The sequence below is a fragment of the Nostoc sp. genome (assembly GCF_036918015.1).
In the GTDB taxonomy this organism is placed as follows: domain Bacteria; phylum Cyanobacteriota; class Cyanobacteriia; order Cyanobacteriales; family Nostocaceae; genus Nostoc.
Genome location: NZ_JBALEO010000103.1, coordinates 99508 through 123457, shown reverse-complemented (window position 1 = coordinate 123457; position 23950 = coordinate 99508). Strand labels below are relative to the sequence as shown.

General features: G+C 42.0%; 19 protein-coding genes. 6 read left to right on the top strand and 13 right to left on the bottom strand.

The genetic code is table 11. The annotated features are described in order from the left end of the window. Nucleotides 1–447: 447 nt before the first annotated feature. Together V7K61_RS34020 and V7K61_RS34015 are read right to left on the bottom strand one after the other, a co-directional pair. Nucleotides 448–1212 carry a peptidylprolyl isomerase gene (locus tag V7K61_RS34020; RefSeq protein ID WP_335060622.1) on the bottom strand — a complete coding sequence of 255 codons (765 nt, stop codon included), beginning with the start codon at nucleotides 1210–1212 and terminating at the stop codon, nucleotides 448–450. Between the two features lie 642 nt (nucleotides 1213–1854). Next, complete coding sequence (locus V7K61_RS34015) at nucleotides 1855–2229, bottom strand: c-type cytochrome (protein WP_099100046.1); 375 nt, start codon at nucleotides 2227–2229, stop codon at nucleotides 1855–1857. Between the two features lie 209 nt (nucleotides 2230–2438). Here V7K61_RS34015 and petG point away from each other — a divergent pair, with 209 nt between their 5' ends. Next, nucleotides 2439–2552, top strand: coding sequence for a cytochrome b6-f complex subunit V (gene petG / locus V7K61_RS34010; RefSeq protein ID WP_063721252.1), 114 nt, complete (start codon nucleotides 2439–2441; stop codon nucleotides 2550–2552). Between the two features lie 187 nt (nucleotides 2553–2739). Here the strand turns inward: petG and rsmD are convergent, their stop codons facing one another. Both rsmD and hisH read right to left on the bottom strand, forming a co-directional pair. Then, entirely contained in the window at nucleotides 2740–3285 is a 546-nt protein-coding gene (rsmD, locus tag V7K61_RS34005; RefSeq protein WP_335060620.1) for a 16S rRNA (guanine(966)-N(2))-methyltransferase RsmD, read from the bottom strand. 84 nt (nucleotides 3286–3369) lie between these two features. Beyond that, nucleotides 3370–4005 carry an imidazole glycerol phosphate synthase subunit HisH gene (gene hisH, locus V7K61_RS34000; protein WP_322693612.1) on the bottom strand — a complete coding sequence of 212 codons (636 nt, stop codon included), beginning with the start codon at nucleotides 4003–4005 and terminating at the stop codon, nucleotides 3370–3372. A 58-nt stretch (nucleotides 4006–4063) separates the two neighbouring features. On the opposite strand from hisH, the gene V7K61_RS33995 reads away from it, so the two are divergent. The 3 genes from V7K61_RS33995 to V7K61_RS33985 all read left to right on the top strand — a co-directional run bounded on the left by V7K61_RS33995 (nucleotide 4064) and on the right by V7K61_RS33985 (nucleotide 6593). Further along, the gene (locus V7K61_RS33995) at nucleotides 4064–4585 is read left to right on the top strand and encodes a pyroglutamyl-peptidase I family protein (RefSeq protein ID WP_335060618.1); all 522 of its coding nucleotides are present in this window, start codon (nucleotides 4064–4066) and stop codon (nucleotides 4583–4585) included. Nucleotides 4586–4616: 31 nt separating this feature from the next. Next, a complete protein-coding gene (locus V7K61_RS33990; RefSeq protein WP_335060635.1) occupies nucleotides 4617–5984 on the top strand; it encodes a DUF3370 domain-containing protein in 1368 nt (455 codons plus the stop codon). Nucleotides 5985–6155: 171 nt separating this feature from the next. Next, nucleotides 6156–6593, top strand: coding sequence for a response regulator (locus V7K61_RS33985; RefSeq protein ID WP_335060616.1), 438 nt, complete (start codon nucleotides 6156–6158; stop codon nucleotides 6591–6593). 151 nt (nucleotides 6594–6744) lie between these two features. On the opposite strand, the gene V7K61_RS33980 is transcribed toward V7K61_RS33985, so the two are convergent. Continuing rightward, entirely contained in the window at nucleotides 6745–8079 is a 1335-nt protein-coding gene (locus tag V7K61_RS33980; RefSeq protein ID WP_335060614.1) for a hypothetical protein, read from the bottom strand. Between the two features lie 134 nt (nucleotides 8080–8213). Then, complete coding sequence (locus tag V7K61_RS33975; RefSeq protein WP_335060612.1) at nucleotides 8214–8453, bottom strand: helix-turn-helix domain-containing protein; 240 nt, start codon at nucleotides 8451–8453, stop codon at nucleotides 8214–8216. Between the two features lie 239 nt (nucleotides 8454–8692). Between V7K61_RS33975 and V7K61_RS33970 the strand changes: the two genes are divergently transcribed. After that, nucleotides 8693–11842, top strand: coding sequence for an N-6 DNA methylase (locus tag V7K61_RS33970; protein ID WP_335060609.1), 3150 nt, complete (start codon nucleotides 8693–8695; stop codon nucleotides 11840–11842). Here V7K61_RS33970 and V7K61_RS33965 read toward each other — a convergent pair. From V7K61_RS33965 to hetZ, 4 genes are all read right to left on the bottom strand, one after another. Continuing rightward, nucleotides 11817–12236: a hypothetical protein gene (locus V7K61_RS33965; RefSeq protein WP_335060607.1), complete on the bottom strand. Its 420-nt coding sequence runs from the start codon at nucleotides 12234–12236 to the stop codon at nucleotides 11817–11819. The genes V7K61_RS33970 and V7K61_RS33965 overlap by 26 nt on opposite strands. 92 nt (nucleotides 12237–12328) lie before the next feature. Beyond that, nucleotides 12329–14644 carry a transglutaminase TgpA family protein gene (locus tag V7K61_RS33960; protein WP_442936401.1) on the bottom strand — a complete coding sequence of 772 codons (2316 nt, stop codon included), beginning with the start codon at nucleotides 14642–14644 and terminating at the stop codon, nucleotides 12329–12331. A 660-nt stretch (nucleotides 14645–15304) separates the two neighbouring features. Further along, nucleotides 15305–16279 (bottom strand): PatU, encoded by a 975-nt coding sequence (locus V7K61_RS33955; protein WP_335060603.1) that lies wholly within the window; start codon nucleotides 16277–16279, stop codon nucleotides 15305–15307. After that, nucleotides 16272–17477: a heterocyst differentiation protein HetZ gene (gene hetZ, locus V7K61_RS33950; protein ID WP_335060601.1), complete on the bottom strand. Its 1206-nt coding sequence runs from the start codon at nucleotides 17475–17477 to the stop codon at nucleotides 16272–16274. The genes V7K61_RS33955 and hetZ overlap by 8 nt, the downstream gene beginning before the upstream one ends. A gap of 204 nt (nucleotides 17478–17681) precedes the next feature. Here hetZ and V7K61_RS33945 point away from each other — a divergent pair, with 204 nt between their 5' ends. After that, entirely contained in the window at nucleotides 17682–18155 is a 474-nt protein-coding gene (locus V7K61_RS33945) for a hypothetical protein (protein ID WP_335060598.1), read from the top strand. Nucleotides 18156–18711: 556 nt separating this feature from the next. On the opposite strand, the gene sds is transcribed toward V7K61_RS33945, so the two are convergent. From sds to V7K61_RS33930, 3 genes are all read right to left on the bottom strand, one after another. Further along, the gene (sds, locus tag V7K61_RS33940) at nucleotides 18712–19683 is read right to left on the bottom strand and encodes a solanesyl diphosphate synthase (protein WP_334936418.1); all 972 of its coding nucleotides are present in this window, start codon (nucleotides 19681–19683) and stop codon (nucleotides 18712–18714) included. Nucleotides 19684–20862: 1179 nt separating this feature from the next. After that, nucleotides 20863–21729, bottom strand: coding sequence for a glutamate racemase (gene murI, locus V7K61_RS33935; RefSeq protein WP_335060596.1), 867 nt, complete (start codon nucleotides 21727–21729; stop codon nucleotides 20863–20865). A 129-nt stretch (nucleotides 21730–21858) separates the two neighbouring features. Next, nucleotides 21859–23760, bottom strand: coding sequence for an N-acetylmuramoyl-L-alanine amidase (locus tag V7K61_RS33930; RefSeq protein WP_335060594.1), 1902 nt, complete (start codon nucleotides 23758–23760; stop codon nucleotides 21859–21861). Nucleotides 23761–23950 lie beyond the last annotated feature (190 nt).

Below are 23950 nucleotides of genomic sequence, written 5' to 3'. Positions count from 1 at the left end.
ATAGTTTAGGGGTAGCCCTACGCAAAAATAGCTCGATGCCAGGTTTTATAATTCATACAAAAGCCCCACGCTTCACAGTCTGGGGCTTTTTGTTTTTTAAACTTCTTGGCTAATCTATTCCCTCTCCTAAGAAACAAAGCAGGAGGCAGAAGGGAAGAGGATTTGACTTGTTTCTTCCATCCATAACGGAAGCGAGCGCGTCCGTAAACAACTTCTGTCACTCTCCGAAAACTTTTGTCATTTCTGAATTCTAGAGCTTTTGTATCGCAGGCGATGTCTACGACGGGCTACGCCTACGCGCGATTATTTTCTAATAATATAAATACAAGACGGATTTTTTTGTAATAGTATAGCTTGTATTGCTTGCCTCATGAAGCTTCTAGCGATCGCCCTCGCGGAAAGTGACAGAAGAAGGATAATAATACGAAGTTGCCAAAGATAGTATTGTCACGTATCCCCCTCCGCTTGTGGTGCAGACATGATTTGCTTTTGCTGTTCTTGTAGCCAGTTTTCAAAGAGTTCATTCAACAGACGCATTTTCATAAATTCATCCAGTTGTGCTGGAATAAATTTTTCTAAACGCAAAATTACAAACCATTCAGCGATACGAGTAGGGGGCAATATCTGACCTGGTTGACTGCTAGAGAGCATTTGCACCATTATCGGATGTAGTGCATTCAGTTCAATCGGACCTACCAAGCCGCCAGTTTGGGCTTCCGGTCCGAGTGAGTATTCCCGCGCCAAATCAGCAAAAGAGTTTTCTTTTGCCTGAATCCTGAAGTATAGTTCTTGGGCAATTCCCACATCCTGGGTTCGTAGTAGGGAATAAATTACTTTGTCCAGTTTTGCCTTGGACTGAAAAAAGTAAGATTCCAGTTTATTACCCCAAGTGGCTTGCTTGAATTTTTCAATTTTCAGCTTACGACTGGTAATAACTTCTAGTTGATCTGGATTTAGCCCTTGATGTGCCATCCAAGCCTGGATGTCTTCTTCATTTTTGAACTGTTTTTCGGCGTAAAACTGCTGTTTAGCTTGGGCTACTTCCTCTGGTGTACACTCTATTGCAATCTTGGCGGAGCGCGAGTTTTGCTCTATTGCCTGATCAATGATCAATTCTCGCTGCAACTGTGGCAGCATTTGGTAACTTGCCAGTAAGGAAATCAATTCACTAGCTGTGATTGTACGATTACCGATTTGGATCGTTTCAGTCATTAGCTTTCGAGCATCTCAAGAATATTTAGTCTGTTAAAGAAGCTATACTGTAGCCCATTTACTAGGAGCTTTTACCTTAATTCTACAGAGTTAGGTATACTAACCTCACTTTCGCAATAATTAAATAGTTACTTGCTAACATACTTAAAAATATACAGTTTATATGAGTTTTTATCAAAGATTCTACGCAAATACTAGTGGATGTAAAAATAAAGACAAAAGATAGTTCTCGCCACTACGACCTTAGAAGACGAAGTTTATCGGAGCTAGGCTATTTTGAGGTTTCTATTATTATGTATAGAGGCACAGTGGTATTAGTGTCGCGGTTCTTCTCCCAACCTCAAAAGAGCGTTTAGTAGATAAGGGGAGAGGTGAAGGACGTTAGTACGCATACTCTTACGGGGAAGCAAGCTACGCGCAGCGTCTCGCACCTAAGTGTTTGAAATTTTCTCAAGTAGAGCAGGCGATGTGCCAAGGGCAACGCTCCTACGTTGCTAAAGCGTCTCTACGAGACACTGTGCGATCGCTATCGAGTATCTAGGGATCTCTTTACATTTATCAAAGGTGTAAAAAGGAATGCATCCTTTTCTGCCTTTTTACATCAGGGTATTGTATGTATCCTACAACCAAAAATTCTTAGGTCTACAACGACTCTAAATAGTTCAAAAGATCCGCCATTTCTTGAGCACTAGGTTGGAATTTTGGCATTGGTGGTGTTTCGCCACTGATCACTTGGTGAATCAGCCCATACCGAGACTTGTGCTTTGAAACAGCTTGCAAACTGGGCCCCACTCGCCCGTCTGCTTCCAAGCCATGACAACCAGCACAGTTAATTTGGAAGATCGCGTGTCCTTGAACTGGGTTTCCTGTGAGGGATAGAACGCTCTTGACGTATGGATCGGAGGCTTGAACCAACTGAACACCAAAAAAGCCCAAAGGGACTGCTAGCAGTATAGCCAGCGTCAATAAAACGATCCGCTGAATCAAAATTTCAGGTTTGGTAATCTGGTTATCCAAAAGGTTTGCTGTGAAAGTCTAGGTGTGCTAAAAAGTTTTCATTTCCTACACATAGCTTAAAAGTTCTTGATTGTGGCTGCAAGCACAGAAGACTATTTTTTTGTGGGCAGTCGCCCTCCAAAAGGCTGTAGGGCGCAGGATTCATACGAAATTTGGTAAAATCAAAAACAGGCAATGAATATTTAATAATTACAAAGAGGAGATTTACAGTGGTTGAACCCCTGCTATCAGGTATTGTCCTTGGTCTAGTTTTCGTAACTCTCGCTGGACTTTTTTACGCTGCATATAAGCAATACAAGCGCCCCAATCAGCTGGGGGGATGAGGGAGTGCCCAGTGCTGAGTGCTGAGGAGCCGTTGCGTTGGGCACTTCTGCCGACTTGTACCCCTGCTCTTAAGCAAGCTACGCATAGCGTCTCCTACAGGAGAACAACTGGCGTTGCTGAGTAGGATGAGGGAAGGGGGATAAGGAGGACAAGGAAGCAAGTTTTCTCCCCCATTCCCCATTCCTGTCATTCCACAATTCTGTAGAAAGTAAGTGATGTGTTGCCGTAAACTTTCTGGCGGCAAATTTCCCAAGCGGGAATCTCTGGCGGTGTCCAACCTTGTGAAGCGTGTTCAACTGCGATTTCGCCGATAGGATCTAAAAATTGATGGTGAGCGATCGCTTCTAATACTGGCTGGTACAATCCACTCGCATAAGGTGGATCGAAGTAGATTCTATCAAACTGTTTACCTGATAAAGTCTTTAACTGCTGGGTAATATCTCCCCGCAATACCCGAAATTCCTGGTCGGCATTAGTTAACTGCTGCCAATTTTGTTGGATGGTGGCACAGGCTCGGCTCGATTGTTCAATTCCCACTACTAGGCTGGCTCCTCTACACAAAGCTTCTGCGCCCATTGAACCAGTACCGGCGCACAAATCTAGCCAGCGACAACCTGCAATTTCTCCTTGCCAAATATTAAAGACTGCCTCCCTTACTCGCGCACTAGTGGGTCTAGTTTCTTTTCCTGGTAAAGTTTTTAGCTGGCGATTACCGTAAATTCTCAAGCTCATTGGTTATTAGTCATTGATCATTAGTCATTAGTCATTGGTCATTAGTTTTAGACAAAAGACAAAGAACAAATGACAAAAAGAATATTAGGCAGGAATTTTTTCGCGGACTTGAGCAACGAAATTAGATAGGATTTGCAATCCGATATTAGAGGATTTTTCGGGGTGAAATTGTACTGCCATCAGGTTTTCGTGAGCGATCGCAGCTGTAACGGTTTGAGTACCGTGAGTGATAGTTGCTGCACGGATTAGCGGGTCTATTGGGTCAACATAGTAGGAATGGACAAAATATACCCAAGGATCGGACGGTAAATGCTCCCACAAAATACTTTTTGGTTGAGTGATTTCTAGTTGATTCCACCCCATGTGAGGAATAGTGATGTCAGGTTCGGGACGAAACCGCCGCACTTTTCCTTTGATAATTCCTAGTCCTGGTTGAGTACCTTCTGCACTTGATTCAAAGAGAATTTGCAATCCTAAACAAATTCCCAAAAAAGGTTTACCAGATGCGATCGCTTCTTTAATAGGTTGTTCTAAACCACGCGATCGCAGGTGTTGGACTGCTGGATCGAATGCCCCCACTCCCGGTAGGACTATAGCATCTGCCTGCTCTAATTCCTTTGGAGAATAAGTAACATTAGGAGTTGCCCCAGCTTTTTCCAAGCCTTTGCAAACTGAGTGCAAATTTCCCATCTCATAATCTACGACCGCAATTACTGGCATTTACCTGCTCCTTGTAAATTTATTATGGAGGGTTTTTCTATTCTAAATAATATTTGTTATGAAGAAAAGAATTCTATTAACTTCTTTTGACACTTGGCTAAAAGATCAACAGTCAAATTCTTCTGATGATTTATTACTTGAAGTTACCAAACTTGAGTTGATACCACATGACTTAACTTTTTTACGCCAATTACCCGTAGATGTGCAACTTGCCAGTACTCAGGTAATGGAAAAAATCGAGGCAATCCAACCTGATTACATCATCTGTTGTGGCATGGCTGCAAGCCGTACACAATTAAGTGTGGAAGCAGTTGCTAGCTGTGGAGAAATTGTTTTGCAGACAGAAGTTGATTTAGAAAAATTAGTGGTGGGAGCAGCAAAAATTCAGATTAGCCACGACTGTGGAAAATTTGTTTGCGAGGGTCTTTACTATTCAGTGTTGGACTACTTAAGCCAAAATCAACTCACGGCACGTTGTATTTTTGTCCACGTTCCGGTTCTCAATCAAGAAAATTTGATGGAGATTATTGGCGATTTCGTATTAATTATTAACAAATTGGCACTTTCATCAAGCTGTTAATGTCTGTATGGTGAAAGAAATATCTAAGTATATGTTGCCATTGTTACTAATTTTCCCAATTGCCCAATTAACTCCTACTACACTTCCACCTGAAGAAGTCGTACAACCACAAGAAGTACGACCTTTACCAGGTCAATTGGATACAGTGCCAACCTTTAATAGCAATAGTCCAGAATTGGTTTTGAAGGAAGGAATCTTACTTTCTACCTTTCCACCAGATGGGAAAAAAGTGCCAACAGCGCATTTGAATTTTCCTTTTCGGGGACGATTTGATATTTTTGCCCATCACGTTGCGAGGGCTGAACCACCAGAGAATTTGCGTTCTCTTTATTTGGGGATAATTTTGCATAACCCTAGTTCGGAACCAGTGAAGGTAAATATTTGGCAGGCGGCGAGTTATTTGAGTCAACCGGATGCACCATTTATTCAGTTACCATCCTTTAGCCAAAACCTTTTAGGTAAAATTTTTGCTGGGCCAGGCGATCGCGTTATGTCTGATGTGCTTCGGGGAGTGCGACAAGAGATTTTCCCTGCCCAAATTGAGATTCCACCAAAGCAAAGTCGGATGTTACTCAATTTGCCAATTCCTGTGCAGGGATTGACACCGCCCCTAAATGGTCGGTCTACGTTCATGCGACTGCAAAGTGATGGCACTGTCTATGCAGCTAGCCTAGCGATGTTTGCACGGGAGAATCCTGATGGCAGCGAGCGATCGCCTACTTTAGAAGAGTGGCAGAATTTACTAGATAATGGTGATTTAGCTGGGCCACGAGATAAAATTCCCACTCCCTTAAAGGAAACTGGCAAACCAAGAATTTATGGGCGTGTTGCTGGAGTGGCTGCTGGTTCACGATGGAGAGCCTTATTAGTAGATAAGCCTAAAGCTAGGTATCTAACTATTCCCCAGCCTGGTCAAGTGTTTTCCTACGCTCTGAGTACCCTGCATGGCGGTACATTAGGAACTGGTCAAATTCAAAGTGCGCCTATGCTAGTGCGCTATCCTGACACCGCATATCGCGCTCATGGCAACTATGGAATTCAATATAATCTGAAGTTGCCGCTATACAACAATACTCAAAGTCCTCAAACTGTTAGTGTGTCGATACAAACACCACTCAAGGAGGATCGGTTAGTCAAACCAGGGTTACGCTTTTTGAGTACATCCGCTCCTCAAGTATTTTTCCGAGGCACAGTGCGGGTACGTTACAAAAATGACCAAAATCAGCCACAAACTCAGTTTGTGCATTTAGTGCAAAAGAGAGGTCAACCAGGAGAACCGTTAGTTTTATTAAAGATAAAACCAGGCGATCGCTCTTTGGTAGAAGTAGACTTTCTCTATCCGCCAGATGCTACACCACCGCAAGTATTAACAGTTTCAACTCAGGCTGAACCTCGGTAATGAGTCATGGGTAATGGGCAAGGGCTTTTTTCTAATTACCTGTTACCAAAAAATAATTAAAGCCTGTTCTAGAGCTTTTCACCCCAAGTTTCTATATTTAGGGTGAATACTTATTCCGCTCCATACATTGCAATAGAAATAGCAAACTATAGCAGGCAATAAAGGGACGGTATGGCAACCGATCAAAAAATCAATCAAGAAACTGAATTAAATTCGCTCCAGCCGCTTGTTGGAACCTTGATTTTACTGGTAGAGGATGAGCCAGATATTGCAGATTTGCTCATCTTCATTTTGGAAGCAGCTGGTGCAGAGGTGATGGCTTTAACCGATGCAGAAGAAGCTCTTGCTTCAGTTGAATCGCTTCATCCCGATATTCTGGTGTGCAACATGAAGTTGCCCGAACATGATGGAAATTGGTTAATTGAGCAAATTCGAGTGCATTCTCGCCAATTTTTAAGACAGTTGCCTGCGATCGCTATCACTTCTTATACACGGGAAGTCTCAAGCTATAAGGCTTTAAATGCTGGTTTTGATCGATTTATAGTCAAGCTTGAGAGTCCAGAAGAAATTGTAGATGAGATTGTTCACCTGTTATCTACCGATCTTTAAATCTAACTAGCTAGCCTCGATCTCGTTTTTGATCGTGATTTTACACAATACTCTGTGAGAGCGCACAGCTAGCTATACACTCCTAAAAACTACTTTAAAAAATGAAACCATATAACCCTAAGTGAGTAGGATTATATATTGGATATATTTGTTAACCTCGTTGAAAACCCTTTGCTGGCTTTTGTTGTCCCTTACCCTTGGGCTTAGATTTGTTAACTTCTCCTAAAGCTTCCTGAAATAAGTTGTGCAAATGTATGGGTACACTGGCAATATCTGGTAACTCTGGCTCAATAGGTTTGTGGAATTCTTGCAAAAGTGTATCCAAGTCACTTTCAAGCCTAAACTCTGGACGTTGCAAAAATGCTTGCAAGACATTTTCTAATTGAGTTGGATACTGTTGCGCTAATCGATGCCAAATAAAAGCATTAATACTTTTATCTTCGAGGTAGTAGCGAACGAGTTTTTCCGCCCCTTGAACACTTTGCCAGTCCTCTGCCGATAAGATTGCTTGTACCTTACTATATGTTGGTAAAAACATTTGTCCCCAACGGGGATGAGAAAGAGCCGTTACCTGTTCTGCTTTCTTGAGTTCAGCAGGTAAATCAACCTTTGGCATCACCATTTTGCTCTTGCTGCTTTTGCTGTTAAACATTTCAGAGACGACGTTGGAATCAGCGCCGAACTCTTGTGCTGCGGCTTTTATTTCCTCGTCGCCAATGCCAGCTGCTTCTGCCACTTCAGCCAGAGATTTAGAAGTATCAATTCCTGCGGCTGCAAAGGTTTTCTCAGTAATTACTTCTTGAAATTCTGCTATTTTTTTATTAAGCTGATATCCAGATAGTGTGATTTCATCAGTACCAAAAAAGTCCACAAACTGCTGATGATATTTTTCTACTGACTGCCAAGCTTCTTCTAGCAAGTCTGGAGCATCGCTGTAAAGATTACTTTTATAGTTTTCTTTGAAATTACCAATTGCCACGGCAAGTTTTGGTTTACCTAATTTACCCATTATTGTGTACGGGCCAGAAAACATCCAGTAGCTATCGGTAACGGGAGAAATGCGAGTTAGCAAGATTTCTCCGACTTTTAACCGAGATATTGCCTGTAATGTTTGAGTATTGTTTGGCTTGACGATGTAGCGTTTATCTGTCAACCAGTTCGTCAATTCAAAGCCATCAGGTAAAAGATTAGTGATGGCAAATAAGCCAATAAAAGTATGATGCCAACTGTTAATCAGGCTGCGATCGCTTTCTGCTAAATCTGGATGGCTTTCGATAAACAACTCTAATGGAGACTTATCACCGACTTTCCCGGCTGTCAAAAAGCTATCGATGGTTAAGTCCTGCTGCGTATTATCCCCACTTCCACGCCGCAACTGTTCTGCTGCATAGGTTTCCAGTGCTTGTGCCAGTTCGCCCTCAGCATCAAGGACAAAATCAACTAAGGCTTGTTTTAATTCGTGCGATCGTTCTAATATGACATCCACAAGTAAATCTCTCGGTGCAACAGATATAAATTATAGCTTTTGAGAGAATTTCAGCATCTAGCAATAGCTAGATTTATGGAGATGTACACTTAGCAGAATTGCTTTACAGAATGATTGCCATTTCTAACTATTATTTATCCATTAAACTTTACCCCTAAATCAACACTTAGGACTGCTTCAATCTTACGAATGATTCCTTCTGTCGCCGGTGCTCTCAAATTTTCAGCTTCTAATTGATACCAATAGGCGCGACTAATGCCAGCCTCTCGACAGATTTGCGAGAGAGACCGTTCATCTCTCTCCCTTGCCTGCTTTATCCGCTTTCCAATATCTGGGAAGTCTTGTACCACTTCCACTACTCGCTTAACTTGCACTACTGTCGTGGGCTTAACTCTAAATCATGATTTTAGTGTAATTTGTCTACAGATATTTGACAGTTGTCTACAGACAGTAGACAATAGGAAATGTAAGTAGGATTACGACAAGATATGATAAAAACCTGTAAGGTATCCTTCAAAGTTCTAATCTACTTAGATCCCAGCAATTATTCTAAATAGTTTGCTAGTGGTTTGGACAATTTCGACTCATAAATCAGATTCTATAATGTTTTGTCATGTCTAAATTCTTGTCGAGCAAAGCTCTGCATAATGTTACTTCTGTTGAAACTACCTCGCCCAAGCAGGTTGAGCTATTTTCAGAGAAGACAAGTTTTATATCGTCAGACCTGTTTGACTTGAGGAGCATTCGCCTACTGGTATCTAGGCTTCATGATATTCTCCGTGACAATGATAGCCAGAGCAACATCATCAACCGCTTTGACGAAATCACTAAACTGGTCTTCGCCAAGATTATGTCGGACAAAACTCACAACAATGGAGCATCCACACCCTTCTCTCCTTCAGAGCTTCCTGTAAATCCCTGCGTCGTCCGAAAAGATTATCAGCATCTTGCACACCAGCACAGCAATGTTATTCCAAAACAGTTTAGTGAGCTTAATTGTTCTGATAGTACAATCGTGAAATGTGTCTTATCACTTCAATCTTTCAACTTCGCATCTACACAATTTGATATGAAGGGATTGGCTTACGAAGAAGTTGTTCGCAATACTTTTGACAAAGGCGATCACCAACAGTTTTTCACACCGCCTCATATTGTTGATTTTATTGTCTCTGCTTGCCAGCCTTATATTAAAGGTGATGTATGTGATCCAGCATCCGGGACGGGTGGATTTCTCTCTAGCATTGCAAGGCATCAAATAAATTATTCATCCCTTACAAGTATTGAGATTGATGAGCGACTGTCTTGGGTTTCGGGAATTAATATGCTTCTTCAGGGAGCAAAAAACATTCGTACAGTGTTTCTCCCTTCTGGGGGGACTCTTGGTGAACAAGCCAAACAGTTCTTTTCATGTTTCGATACGATAATCACTAACCCACCATTTGGCAGCGATTTTACTGAGCCTGATGTTTTAGAAACATTTAAATTAGGATCAGGCAAATCATCTCGTCGGCGTGGAATTCTTTTTATTGAACGCTGCTATGCTCTTTTACGTGAAAAGGGTACACTTGCCATAATTCTTGACGAAGGTGTTTTGAACTTATTTCATGCCACTGATGTAAGACAGTTTATTATCAAAAAATTTGATCTCAAGGCTGTTATCAGTCTGCCTGAAACCGCATTCATGCCTTATGCTACGGTGAATGCCTCCATTTTAATAATGTCTAAAAAAACATCAGATGATAGCAATTTTCCAGTTTTTTTTGCTAAAGCAGATAAAGTTGGACGTAAAACAAGTGGGGATGAAGATGTTCGTTATGAGGATAATGGTAAAAGTTATCTCAATAGTGATCTTCCATCAATATTGAAGGCTTGGCATAAATACCTTAATGAGGGTAAAACTGATGAGTCAGAAAACATCTATATTGCTGATATTTATTCGAACTTTATCAAAAACAACAATGGATATCGTATTGATTTCCAGTATCATCACCCATCTAGAAAAAAAAGCCAAGAATTAATTGCTAGTTGTATTTATCCATTAAAGCGTTTAGCTGAGATTTGTACAGAAAGGAATGTCTCCGTTACCCCATGTAAGGAACTCTCTGGTGCAATTATTCGATATACAGGATTAGCAAATATTGAATCAAATACTGGACGGGTTGAACAATATCCAACTCCTGCTGACTCATTAAAAAGCTCAGTTAAAATGTACCAAACTGGTGATCTTGTTTTTGCAAAAATGCGTCCCAACCTGCGAAAAGTTGTATTAATGAGCTTTGCAGAGCCAGGTTTTGTATCATCGGAATGCTCCGTTTTTACCGTCAAGCAAGATGCTGATGGTACATATTTGATTGACCCTCTTATACTAAGTGTCTTACTTAGGTCTGACTTTGTTTATGGGCAAATTATGCATTTGGTAGCGGGTATTGGTCGTCCAAGAATTAACTCGAAAGAACTCTTGCAAGTAATGATTCCGCTTCCACCTAAAAATATTCAGGAGGAAATTCACCTCCGGTATTTGAGTCAGCACCAAAAAGTCGAGAACCTCAAATCGGATATTGGAAGCTTTCTAAACCGTTCTCAATTAATGCTCACATCGTCAGTACAAGAACTAGTTTCTTCTTTTATTGGAAGCCCAAAGACAACATCTCCTATGCCCATTGAGAATAAACAAATGGTGTTCACTCCTGAAAGCCTGAGAATCTTTCTAAAAGGGGAGTCCAACCCTCTAGATACATTGTCTTGGTTAACCGACTTCTTCTTGCCAGAGGTTGTTAAAAGACTGAATGAAACTGATGTTAGGCGTAGGCTTGGCATATACGCTGGGGAGAAAATTCCAGAAAATGAGAGAAACCTTACTGATGTACGCAATCGCGTGAGTCTAATCATCGAATATGAATTAGCGCGTTTGGCAACTCGCATTCTCGAAGATTACGAGATTAAAGATATTTTCTGGAGTTATGTTGTCGCTAACCGTTTTCCTGATTTAGAAGTTCGCACATCTTCAGGCTCTCGCGGTCTTCGGGTTGAGGTTAAATGCCTTCAAACAATTGCTGAAGAAAAGTCTGCTAACTTTGATACTTTAAGGAAAGACATTCATCCTCTAACCGACTTTTTGATTGTTTTTGCTTGGGACTGGAGGTATGACTCTGAAGATGTCACTTGGGATCGAGCGCCCTTCATTCATCATGCGTATGCTTTCCATGCATCTTCACTTGCTTTACTGCGCGACTGGTACTGGCTAAATTGTCCCCCTAAGGACTTGGGTAATGGATTGCAAGGCTTTGACCTTAGATATGCTGTCAACTGCAAAGACGGTAAATATAACGAGGAGGAGGGCAATTATGGTAAGCTTTTACGGATATGGCAAGAGGGCTTTAAATATGAACCACCTGAGTCGGATCTAGTTCACCGCACGATTGCAGACTATCTTGCCTTTAAGAATGGAGTGATCAAAGCAGGTTTAGATACTTTGGCTCATTTATTTTTACCTGGGCTTTCTGGATCTACTGAGGTTGTTGCCGTCCTTTACGATAATCAGCGAGTTGGTTGGCAGTCAGCTGAGGTTTGCTTCTTATTAAGCTCTGCTGTTTCAACACAGAAAAAACAAAATTTAGTTCTCAGCCAGCTAACAGTCAGCAAAGTTTACTTACTTACAGATAAATATGCTTGGAGAGAATTTGAGTATAAAAAAGGAAAATTGACATTGAAGCGAACAGGAAAAAAACCAAAGCGGCTTATTCAACCGAATCTAACTCCGTAGGATCTGACTCCGTAGAGTCAAGTTCAGCAGATTCAGGTTCAGCTGGGTCAAGCCGGAAATTAACAACTGATTGACAGAATTGAAATACCCACTCGTTGAACTCCAAGCCTGAACAATGATTCATGAAGAGGGTTATCTGTTCTACAGGTAATGTAGCAACTAACGTTTTCTCAAAGTTGTATAACTCGCATTTACTTAAATCGCTGTCTGTAGGCAGGACATGAAAGAAATACCCACCTCGATTAATGTCTCCCTTTGTACTACGAATGCAGATACTAGCTCCCTTTTGTCGCTCTCTCAAAATGTCTGAAACTTGGCCTATAGAAACTGGAGTATCCGTATCCATGCTGACTAAAGGAGGAAAGGGAATATCTTCAAACTTCTTCTTTTGCATCTAAATTATTTGTCTAATTAGGTCTGTCTAAATAAGTGGATATTCTCTTAAAAGAGATAACCTGAAAATTTTGCGCTCTGCTAGGATTTAAATTACTTACCAGCTTTTTTCAAACCTTGCCATCTTTCTCGCAGTTGCTGCAAGTTAGGCGTATGACCGCCATAACGCCAACCAACATAAGCTTGACAAATTTCATCTATTACCTCAGCCGTTGCTAGAGCATGATGCTGGTATGAGACTCTGGCATACTCTAAAGGTGTTTGTGCTGGATGTTTGCCTAAACCTTTTTGGGTTGTCCATTGCAGCATTTGTTGATAAAGGCTCTCCATCGCTGGCAATTTCTTTAACCATCGACGGTTGCGCCACTGTCGCCACTGACCCCAACCCAGCCAAGCGAAGAAAGCTGCTGTAGTTGACAAGATTAAGCCAGTCAACACGCCGAACCAACCTTGGGAAAATAAAGCTAAAAACCAAGTGATCGCTCTAATCACCCACTTAAATATTGTCTCAAATACATTATTCAACAAACCTGTCACCGGAGAGGGCAACCATCCAGCAACCCAATGCCACAATTGGCGCAACACACTAAAAGTCTGAGTGTCTTCTATTGAAGGTGGTATCAGAGGATGATTGGGAATAGGGTCAAAAGCAAACCAACCATATTTCGGAAAATACACTTCCGTCATCGCATAAGCGTCAGTGTTACGGACAACATACAGCCCTGTAAATGGATTAAACTCTCCTGAACTAAACCCTGCTACTAAACGCGCTGGGATACCAATGGAACGCAACATTACTGTGAGAACTGTAGAGAAGTGGTCTGGATAGCCTCCCTTTTGCTTAAACAAAAAAGTTTCTACCAAGTCTTCTTTTTCACTCAAATAAGGTAGGTCTAAGGGATTTTGGGGAATAGAGTAGCGTTGCTTTAAATATTGAGCTAAATAGAGAGCCTTTTCATAGGGTGAATCCAGGCTTTTAGCAGACTTTGCGACTTTTTCTTGATTGTAGTTAGCGAGGATTTCTTCGGTACGTTGCCGGACTTTTTCGGCAATTTCGGGAGGAATTTGCAGATAATGCTTTTTAATTTGTTGAGGATATTTAGTAGAAGCTTCACCTAACAAAGTGCGATCGCGGTATGGTACTTCTGAAACTACTGTGTAGGTAAAACCTTCTGATAATTCTACAGGCGATCGCAATCCGTCTTCTTTATCAACAGCGATCACTGGTGCTGGAAAGTAAACTTCCTTGGGATAAGTCATCGCCGGAATCAGGTTAGGCAAATCCGACACCACTGTATAAGTTTGTACTACCTCTTGGGTTTTACCAGTGAGTACAGATGGGGAAAGAAAAATTTGGTAAGACCAAGGCGATCGCCTAACAGTTGTAACATCTTCATTACGGGAAACTTCCCATCCCTTACCTGTATAGTGGTCAAATCCTAATACTCGCCAAAAACCCTCAGCTTGCGATCGCACCCGCATAACAACCTTGGGTTTCATCTCGCCCCGCAGGTTTTGATTCATTTGGCTATTAAAACCGTAATAAAAATTATTATCTACTTTACCTGGTTGACCAGTTTTATTTTGTCCTGTACCACCGCTACCACTGCCTTGATTACCACCTTTCCCTTGACGGACATAACCGGGATTAATGATACTACGACCTGTGAAATTACTTTTTACTTGAATAGCAGAACTTACAGGAAAATTCCGTAATTGATAACCGGGAAATCTTGGTAAAACAGCAAAAATTGCCAGCCCTAAACCGACAATTAGTAAAAAAGTTAGAATTAAAAATTTAAAATTAAGACTTGAGGAATTCTTCTGATTGAATTTTTCCTTTTGAGTTTTTAATGGTTGCAAACCCAAGCGTGAGCGGTAATCTAGTACTAGAGTTGGCAGAGCGATCGCTAAAAATAACAGCAACACAGGTGCAAATGCTAAAGTCTGACTTAGGGTTGCTGCCACACCTAATAAAATCAGTCCGATCACAATCGAATAGCCCAAATTTTTCCGGCGCGGTGTATCAAAGCTATGTAACACCTGGAGTTGAATTAATAACTCTGCCAAACCCAACCGCGTATCATTCAACTCTCCGACTAATCGCCCAAAGAAAGCACCCAGTGCTACTAACATTCCAATGGCGATACAGAATTTAATTGCGATATTGCGATCGCGGCGACGATAATAACTCCAAATTGCACCCACTACACTCAGGGGTAACGCCCAAAAACTGAATGAAGTCTCAGCGGCAATATCCGTTGCCACAATTCCCAAAATAACCAACGCTAGCACCAGCACCCGCAATAAAATTGAATCTTCCACTTCAATCAAAGGTGCCCCCTGCGGATTTTGCCGCCAGAAGTTACCTACACGCCAAAACCGATTCATCTTGGATAAGTTAAGCATTTCGAGTCTAAGTGAAAATTCCACGGAAACAATGCTGAGGACAAAACTATTCGCCCTACTTTAAAGTATTCCCGTTAGAAGAAGCTTTCTTATCCTGCCTTCACGCATCTATGAAAGTTTAGCGCCTATTTTAAAAGTTAAAATCCTCCCAAGAAGTTCCCTCCCCTTTATCAGAGGAGAGTTAGGGTGGGGTCAAACCTTGGTTAATCAGCTATTTCAGACTTGTGTGTACACCATAGCCCCCCAAGCGAGGTGGGGTTCTTCGGCTTAAGTAAGTAATCAATCGAAGATGATATGACGTTACCGCGAACTGTAACGTCAAGCGCAAACATAATTTTTTATAAAAAAACAACCCAACCGAATAAATTCGTTGTGAAAAATTGGTGGCTTGGTAAAATAAAGGCGAAATCAGCACAACACAAGGAACTAACTCGTTCCTCAGGCTTTGCTAGTAACCCAGTAGACTGACGAGTACCCACAAAAAATCAATTATGGGGTGGAGGGTGAGTTTACACTCACTGCCTACCTGTAATCACACTTAAGTATAAGGAAGCACCCTGTTGCTAGTAGTATCTAGAGACTGAAAAAGCCCAAGGCAACAGCTAAGAAATAGTTACCTTAAGATTATTCGGCATTACGTACCAGAGGTGGCAATTAAAGTTACACAGTGGGATTAATCACAAACAACAACGACTGTTCGTCTATTTCTGGAAACTCAACTTCCAGGGTATAAGTTGGGTTAAGTTGCTCGCAGCCTAACTCTACATTTAAGTATCCCGAAGTCGAAGATGTTGTCATTGCTAAAGTGCCACTTCCCCGCAGCGTCAAAGTTCCTTTAACAGGTAACTCAGCCTGAACAAGTAACTTCGTAAGTTTACCTAGAGACTGGTATTCTACTCTGATGTTCAAAGCACCAACACTGGTTAGCCACTGTCTTTCTACTACCGGACTGGTTGCTGAAACTGGTAGAGTCAGATTTTCCAGCAGTTGTTTAGCTGCTAGCAACGACAAAGCCATCTGTTGACGCGGTTGTAAATCTGAATAATCGCTCTGAATAGCGGGCATCTCCAGAGTACTTGCAGACCGATAGGTGCTTCTTAGCACCAATCCAGCTATATCGTTTAGTGCTTGAGACTCATTGGGAAAAAAGTTCTCCACCACTTGAACTAATTTTGCCCCCAATGGCACTGAAGATGTCACCAAAGCCTGACACTGTTCTAGCAATTGCTGGAAAACTCTTTCCGGTAAGCGAGTCGGCAAGGTCAACTTCGATTGTTGTACCATCCATCCCCAGCTAGGAACGAGTGTCATTGACGGCTCATCAACAAAATCAGGATATTCGATTAATTGTGTTTCCCAAGGAAACAACGGTGGGTGCTCTTGGGCTTGGATTTGTAACCGATTCTTAAGGACAGCTTGAAAACGATCTTGCACAGTAGGAATTTCTCCCAGTTGAAAGGTCTGGGGCGTTCCTCCCAATTTTGGCTCACTGCTTTTTGAAGCAGTGGCTTCCTTGAGGAGGTTTTTTACCCCGTCATTTTCCTCACATTCTACCGATTGCTCGTTATTTTTGACATCATCTGTCAATAACCAATCGAGACACCGGTGTTGTAAGGATTCTGAGTCACTATTCATGAGTAGATGCACCTGATCCGGAAACTAATGAGTTACGAATTTCCCAAGCTTGCTCAAGAATTTTAAACCATCGTTTTTGCAGTTGTGCCATTGACAGCCCTAAAGTTTTTGCTATTTTTTCATCAGCTTGTCCTTGTTGCTTCAACTCTAATAAAGACCGTTGCTTATTGTCCAGCTGTGCTGTGTATACTTGCCATTGCTGGGGAGTTAAACCCAAATTTGTGTGCAAAGAAGCTTCCAGCCACTCGTGAACTAATTCCCAACGGTGCAACAGGGCGAATCGAATCAAATGATACTTAAAGCGCTGCTGCAAATAATCTCTCTGGCGAGGAGTTAAACCTAAAACCGATTCAATTTCCTGTGCTGATAAATCCTGGAGGCGAAGAGAAAAGTAATCAGCGCAGTCAGATTGTTGTCGTTGTTCGAGATAATTCATTAATTCCGTAACCACAACAGAACGCAAGGTGTCTTCTTCGGGTTCGGGTTCGGCTTGCGTTGCCATTGTGGAGCGTAATTGGTGAACTGCTGGCTCTTCCCAAGAACCGTCACCTTCATTATTGCTACCTTCTGCGGCTTGTTCTATATCTACACTGGTTTCTGGGGGCTGCTGTTGAGAAAAAGTTTGTGCCCGGAGGATAATTAGCTGCTGCTGACGGCCTGGTAAGGGAATGCGTCGCTTGCCGTAGCGCTCGGTAAATGCCATATACTCGGACAATTCCAAGAGTGTCTGAGGGCGATAAGTAGCACCGAGTTGATTTTCTCGCCGGAAAGCGTTCAACGCCTCCAAATAAAAACTCTGGAGAAAATCTTCAATTATCGTCAGCCGCCCTTGATAGCTCAATTGCTTCTGAGGAGGATTAATATATCGATAAACAATTGCACTCAGAGTACTGTGTAATTCGACCCTGCCCCGATTTGAACCCAACTGATAGTACCTGAGACACTGTTGCAGCCGATGCCGAGCCAGGGTTAGCGCCGAGCTTTCTACAGATCCAGAAGCTTGGATACGTTTACTCTCATGACAAATCCGGTAGACTTCGGTGGTAATACGTCTTGCTACGTCGTGACAATTCTGTTCCGAAGCCTTAGTTGACTGCTGAAACTCCTTGGACAGGAGTTGAAAGATCGCCTCCACGCCTGTAGAATTTTCTCCCAGAATAGTTGCAGATGGAATAGTTACGGTTGCGGCTGAATTCATAGTCTCGGTTTTCAAAAGACCCTAACTTACTTAAATACAACCTGTACGACTGTGGGTATTGGCTGGTTTGGTTTTACGTATAAGCTAAACGCAGGCCAATCCTATATTTAGGATATGGCTGATTTTATTATTCCCAATTCTGATGGGATTGTTCACACTTGATAGATGTTATTGCCATTACCCAGGAGTCGTATACAAGTCATTATGGATTTAGAAGCACAAATTCAATTGCTGATTGACAATGCACCCCGCGATGGTATAACACCACATCTTGTTGCAGCAATTGCTCCTGCCCTTAGAGCGATCGCTCAAAAATTACGCTACTCCCAGTACTATATTCTCCAAAATTCGGAGTCAAGCTGGGTTTTAACTACGTTGAGCAATCGTGCTAATCCAGGATTGGAAAAGCGTGTGATTTACGCTTTCCCTACCATACAGGATGTCTCTCTAATTTCCCCTGCTGGGCTTGACCCTCAAATGCTAGCTAAAATTACTCCTGTCACCCATATTTTGTTCCAATTAGTGGCATTAGAACCCGTAGATAGTATCGTTTTTTTGGAGACGCCGGGTAAGACCACTCATACCGTCGAAGTTCAGCGCACTGAACTAGAAAAACTTATGCAGAAACAGTTACGACAACAGCGATCGCCTAAACAGATCCCCCCTGATATTGCATAGAAAAAATTTGGATGTGGGATTTTTTAGATACAATCCCACATCCAAAATTTTAAATCTCAAATTTCTTTAAAAAAGTTTTCTAAATCAGTAAAAAAAGAAATTTTTTCTTTCCGTTCCACCATACAACTGACTCAACTTTCGGTGAAACCTAAAATTGATTAAAAAATAGTTATCAGTGAACATTTTTCCGTTTTTAAGTTTTAGTTTCCTAGTGAAGCAGAGTTTTATACTTAAGAATTTTCACATCAAGAAATATCCCATTCTTTATTGTGAGGTGGCCAGTAACCAAAAGCACGCAAGTATTTAGAGTGAGCGCTCAGTCGAACACTATCCACCCCAGAAATAGTAAGTAATTTATTTTTTGGAAATCCCTAATAAGAACCTCCAAACAAAACTCCACTTTCTACCTGTTAAATAAGTGGATTTAATTAAACATAAAACTGCTTTAGTGCATTAAAGCGTTAACACAACACTTCAGGTTTTCGGTGCGTTACGTAAACCACAACACACCTACATCTAAATCCCCACTTTCTACCTGAGAACTCTGAGAACTGATTTAATAGAGGCGACTTAGTGTGTACTCAGCTATGTTAATCAATGCCTGATGAGATTCTGAGGCTGGGAGAACTGCAAGATGTTCAATTGCCAACTTAGCATGGTGAGCAGCTAAGTCTCGTGCCTGCTGTATACCTTGACTATCTTGAATCAGTGCTAGTGCTTGCTCTAAATCTCCTTCTTGAGCAAACTCTCGTTCAATCAGCACTTCCAAAGATGGTTTTTCCGCCAAAGCAAATAAAACGGGTGCAGTTAGATTACCACTTTTAAGATCCGACCCCGCTGGTTTACCCAAGGTATCCGTTGTACTGGTGAAATCTAAAATGTCATCAACAATTTGAAATGCTATACCAAAATGACGACCGTAGCTATACAGATGCTCAACAGTTTCTCGCGAGACTTCGCTGAGTAACCCAGCAGCTTTAGAACTATTGGCGATTAAGGAAGCTGTTTTGTAGTAACTCTTCTCAATGTAAGTTTCAATAGAGATACCAGCATCAAAACGATTTAGTCCCTGCTGAATCTCCCCAGTAGCCAGATCCATAATGACTTCTGAGAGCAGTTTCACTACCTCCAAATTGTCCAAGTTTGCTAAATACCAGGACGATTGGGCAAAGAGAAAATCTCCTGCTAAGATGGCAATGCGGTTCCCGAACAAACTATGAACGGTAGGAACGCCTCGCCGCACGTCTGATTCATCTACCACATCATCATGTACCAAGCTTGCTGTGTGAATCATTTCTGTAATCTCAGCAAGACGGCGATGACGCGGTGTAATGTCTTGTTCTAACATTGTTGCCCGCGATATTAGCAGGACAATTGCTGGTCTGATACGCTTTCCCCCAGCTCCGAATAAATGTTCGGCTGCTGCAAACAGAATGGGGTGGCGGTTTCCAACTAGCTGTTTTAGGTTATCTGCTAGTAGTCGCAGGTCTGCTTCCACAGGGGTAAACAGGGAGGTGGCTGGGGTCATGGATGGGCGGACTCTGACTTAGGTTACGAAAGTTTACATATCCTATACTCATTTTAAGATAACCCTGTGCCAGCGCAAAGTTTTCATAAGGTAATCCCATTTTTATGAGTCTATGGGTGATAATTAAGGTTGTCGAGGTTTTTGTCAATAAGTAATTGTGCTTATTTTGTGGCTACTCAAACTTTAAACTAACTTAAAAGATGAATTCTCAGTACACGGGATAAATTCCAAATTAAATTGTGTTAAGTAGTTTCTCATCTCACCTTTCTTGCCACAGTTACAAAGATAATTTAAGCAATATTACTTATTGACAAAAAGGCAGCGTTTTAAATTCGTTGCCAAGAGGCAAGGCTAAATTTCTCCAGATTGAGGTGTAGCTCTTCAAAAAATTTGAAATTTAGCAGCCGAATAAGCTCAAAATTCAGGGCCGTTGTGTTACGCTAAAATATAGGAATTTTAAATTTTGTAAGATATTCGCACCCCAAAAGTTAAGTCAGCTACTAGTTGATTTTACTGACTTGGTGTTGTGAGTCTAAAATAAATATTCGTCGGTTAGATTAAGGGAATAAATTCTTTAATTTTTCCTACGATAGGGAAAACTCCTGGTTCGGAGCTGTGTGATATCCCTATGGGAAGTCGCTACACGTACTCAGCGCACGTAGAGCGCAAGCATTGCTCTTTTCACAGCAGTTTGAGCAAAAATAAAGCAGATCGGGTAGACCGCTGAAAATCGTAGTTTTAGATTGCTAAACGGCAAGCTAACTGCTGTGGGATCTATGGTCTGCAAGAAGTCGCATTAGCTCATAAATTCTTTGTCCGTAGAGGATTTTATCTCTATAGGTAATTTTACCATAGGAAACTACAGTCATCAAGAATGCACTTGCTTGGCTGAGGTTCTACTAATTTTATGGAATTTTATATTCGTTTAGAAGGGTGCTAGTAGAACAATGATTTACGGAAGTATACCTATGATGATTTTTATTTTAGCCTCTGGATATTTGTTCACAGTCTACCTGTTATTAGCACTGGCGAAGCGAACCGGTACAAAGACTGTTCCTACAAGTTTCCCTTCATCTACCGAAGGAAAACATAAGCAGGAGATATCAGTTAATAGTCAATAGTCATTTGTCCTTAGTCCTTCGTCATTTGTTTCGATAAATGACTAAGGACTAATTAGTTTTATTGGAGTTGGGAAATAGCGATATCAGTGAAGGAAACCTCTTCAACCATTGGGGTATAGCCTAGCCACTGCACTCCTGACTGGGAAAACTGTTGCGGACAACCGCTGACGGCGAAGCGAGTTGGTAATGGTAGATGAGTATTTCTTAAGCCTAGTAAGTCTAGTTCTTGGGCACAAGCTGCCACAACATGAACAGCTGGATCGACCAACTGGACTTGAGAGGGGAGGAGCGATCGCAGTACTGGTGTAAGGTGGGGATAATGAGTACAGCCGTGAACTAAGGTGTCAATTTCCTGCTCTAATAAAGGCTCTAGGTAGGCTCGTGCTACTTCCGCAGTGTAAGGATCGTGAATGCGGTTTTGCTCAATCAGTGGCACAAACTCTGGACATCCAACTTGCCAGACTTGGACATCAGGAGCAATTTCAAGAATAGCGTGCTTATAAGCATTACTTTTAGCTGTAGCTGGAGTGGCAATTACACCAATCCGCTTTCCTTGCTGCACCGCAGCTTTTGCACCCGGTAGGATTACTCCCAAAATAGGTATGTTGAATTCTTGACGCACAGTTTCTAGGGCTAAGGCAGAACTGGTGTTGCAAGCCATAATTACCATTTTTACCTGCTGCTGTTGTAGCCAGGTAATAATTTCACGTGTAAATCGTAAAATTTCTGCTTGTGAACGAATTCCATAAGGAAGTCTAGCTGTATCCCCAAAGTAAACAATTGATTCATTGGGGAGTTGTCGATATAGTTGTCGCAGTACTGTTAGCCCACCCACACCACTATCAAAGATGCCAATTGGGGCACGTTGGGGTTCTCGCTCGGAAAAATCGTCAAGATTCCCTTCAAAAATGGAAGATGAATACACAGGCAGATATATATTTAGGTTTTGGGATTTAAAATACAGAATTTAGCAGACAATCTCCAAATTGACCACTAAATTCTGTGTGTCAAAGAAGTTTAAATATTACCTCTTTAATTAGTAATTTGTACTATATTACCTCTGCTGTAAGTATTTTAGAATGCCACGAGCGATCGCTTCTGCCATCCGATTTTGATATTCTCGTGTTCCCAATCTGGGATTATCCTCGTAACCAGTCATATAGCCTGTTTCTACCAAAATCGAAGGCATGGAGCTTTTCCTAAGAACATAGAATCTGGCTTTGCGGGTTCCCCGATCTTTAATAGTGCCGATATCCTGGAGAATGGTTTTACGAACTACTTCAGCCAGACCATAACCACTATCGTAATAATATACTTCTAACCCATTGACATCAGGGCGATTATCAACGGAATTAGCGTGAATGCTGACAAACAAAGTCGCGTTAACTCGCTTGGCAATATCTACCCGTCCCTGAAGTTCTACAAAAAAGTCGGCATCCCGCGTGAGTACAGCTTGTACACCATTTTGCTCTAAAATTGCTCCTACCCTTTTCCCAATAGGCAGAATTACATCCTTTTCTAAAAGTCCCCCTAGACCAGGGGCACCTGAGTCTTTTCCACCATGTCCTGGGTCAATAACTACTAGCAATTTACCTCTAGGAACTGAGGGGCGTGGTCGTGACTGGGAGATTGGACGGGGATTATCTATGGGATTTGGTAATTGACCTTGGTCTGGTAATGGCAGGGGAGGTAAAGCAATGGGCGGTGTGATGCTGCTACTAGAGCGTCGTAATTCTAAAGCTAAAAGCTGGTCGCCAATCTGGTTGAGTTCCCCAATTTGTACTCCAGCGGCTGGTTGAACCAAGACGGTGACAGTGTTGGATTCTTGTGGTTGCAGGCGTACCCGCAAAATCGGGCTATTAGGATTAAAAGTCGGGCCTGTAACTTTGGGAGCTAACTTAGCATTGTTGATAGTGATGCGGAACAGACCAGAGGTTCTATCCCAGCCTCCTGTAGCAGATAAACTTTGGTCGGCTCGAATCAGCAGTTGTGTACCATTATTAGCCAGTTGCACAGACTGAATGTTAGCAGGTGTGTTACTTGGTGATATGGGACGTGGACTGTTACTTCCAGACAGTTGGGCGACTCCACGACTGGGTAGAACCACAAAACCACCAACACTGCTAGTGGTTGCGCGCCAATTTGGACTATTTTCATCCACTTGTAAAGTCAGGCGAACAACAGATGGGCTGGTTTGCAGCTGGGTGAGCTGGATACGGCTAACACCATACCGATTAATCGACAAATCTCGCTGCCCTAAATTTGGTGATAGAGTTGCGCCAGCAATGTCGATGTTAATTGCCTTCTGATCGTTGCTACGATTTACCTGAATCTGAGGATTACCACCATTGGTACGGACAAAAAAACCATCACCAGTGACTTGTAAGTTCTCAATTTGAGTAACTTTGGCGACAACCATTCTGTTGTTCAGTGGATTTACAGAACCTGCTGTCACCACATTGTAAATATTTCTTGGGGGGAATGTTTGTGTAGATGTTCTGGGTGAAGTATCAGTGGCTATAGCTTGTTCTGGTTGCCCCTCAGTGTTTCTTGTCGGTACATTGTCGGCTTCTGGCGTAGGTAATTGCACTGTCCAGCGATCGCCAGTTGTACTCACAAATTGTACTCGTTTGGGGTCTAAACTATAACCAGGAGTCAGTTCAACCACTATGCGCGTTGTTTGTTCGTCAAACTGGCCAACACGAATAGAACGAATTGCACCGCCCACTTGTTGGGTTAGCTGCGGGCGGCCAAATGTGGTTCCTGGTAAATCAATTACTAGACGAGTCGGGTTAAATATTAATTGTGCTTGGGGTTGAACATCCCCTTGAGTATTAATTTCCAGCTTGTTTTGATTGGCATCAAAACGCCAAGATTCAAGTCTCGCGGCCATTGCCGGCGACGATAGCATGAAGATGGTTCCAATAGTACTGGATAGTAACCAGCGTAATTTCACAGTCTTTTCTCCTGATTCACATTTATGGGAGCCGTCAACATCTCAACATATTGGCAAATCCTCACACCGTCACCGCGCACACTTGAGTTTGGCGCTGTTATTAAGACACAGCTAATGGCGTAAAATATAGCACGCTCCTCTGATTTTGCCATGCCATTAGCCTATATAAATTTGACTGCTAATTTTAGAT

Excerpts from the sequence above, each read along its gene's own strand:
- V7K61_RS34020 (WP_335060622.1), bottom strand. The coding sequence starts at position 1,212 with ATGACTGAAACGATCCAAATCGGTAATCGTACAATCACAGCTAGTGAA.
- rsmD (WP_335060620.1), bottom strand. The coding sequence starts at position 3,285 with ATGAGCTTGAGAATTTACGGTAATCGCCAGCTAAAAACTTTACCAGGA.
- hisH (WP_322693612.1), bottom strand. The coding sequence starts at position 4,005 with ATGCCAGTAATTGCGGTCGTAGATTATGAGATGGGAAATTTGCACTCA.
- V7K61_RS33995 (WP_335060618.1), top strand. The coding sequence starts at position 4,064 with ATGAAGAAAAGAATTCTATTAACTTCTTTTGACACTTGGCTAAAAGAT.
- V7K61_RS33990 (WP_335060635.1), top strand. The coding sequence starts at position 4,617 with ATGTTGCCATTGTTACTAATTTTCCCAATTGCCCAATTAACTCCTACT.
- V7K61_RS33985 (WP_335060616.1), top strand. The coding sequence starts at position 6,156 with ATGGCAACCGATCAAAAAATCAATCAAGAAACTGAATTAAATTCGCTC.
- V7K61_RS33970 (WP_335060609.1), top strand. The coding sequence starts at position 8,693 with ATGTCTAAATTCTTGTCGAGCAAAGCTCTGCATAATGTTACTTCTGTT.
- V7K61_RS33965 (WP_335060607.1), bottom strand. The coding sequence starts at position 12,236 with ATGCAAAAGAAGAAGTTTGAAGATATTCCCTTTCCTCCTTTAGTCAGC.
- V7K61_RS33960 (WP_442936401.1), bottom strand. The coding sequence starts at position 14,644 with ATGCTTAACTTATCCAAGATGAATCGGTTTTGGCGTGTAGGTAACTTC.
- V7K61_RS33955 (WP_335060603.1), bottom strand. The coding sequence starts at position 16,279 with ATGAATAGTGACTCAGAATCCTTACAACACCGGTGTCTCGATTGGTTA.
- hetZ (WP_335060601.1), bottom strand. The coding sequence starts at position 17,477 with ATGAATTCAGCCGCAACCGTAACTATTCCATCTGCAACTATTCTGGGA.
- V7K61_RS33945 (WP_335060598.1), top strand. The coding sequence starts at position 17,682 with ATGGATTTAGAAGCACAAATTCAATTGCTGATTGACAATGCACCCCGC.
- sds (WP_334936418.1), bottom strand. The coding sequence starts at position 19,683 with ATGACCCCAGCCACCTCCCTGTTTACCCCTGTGGAAGCAGACCTGCGA.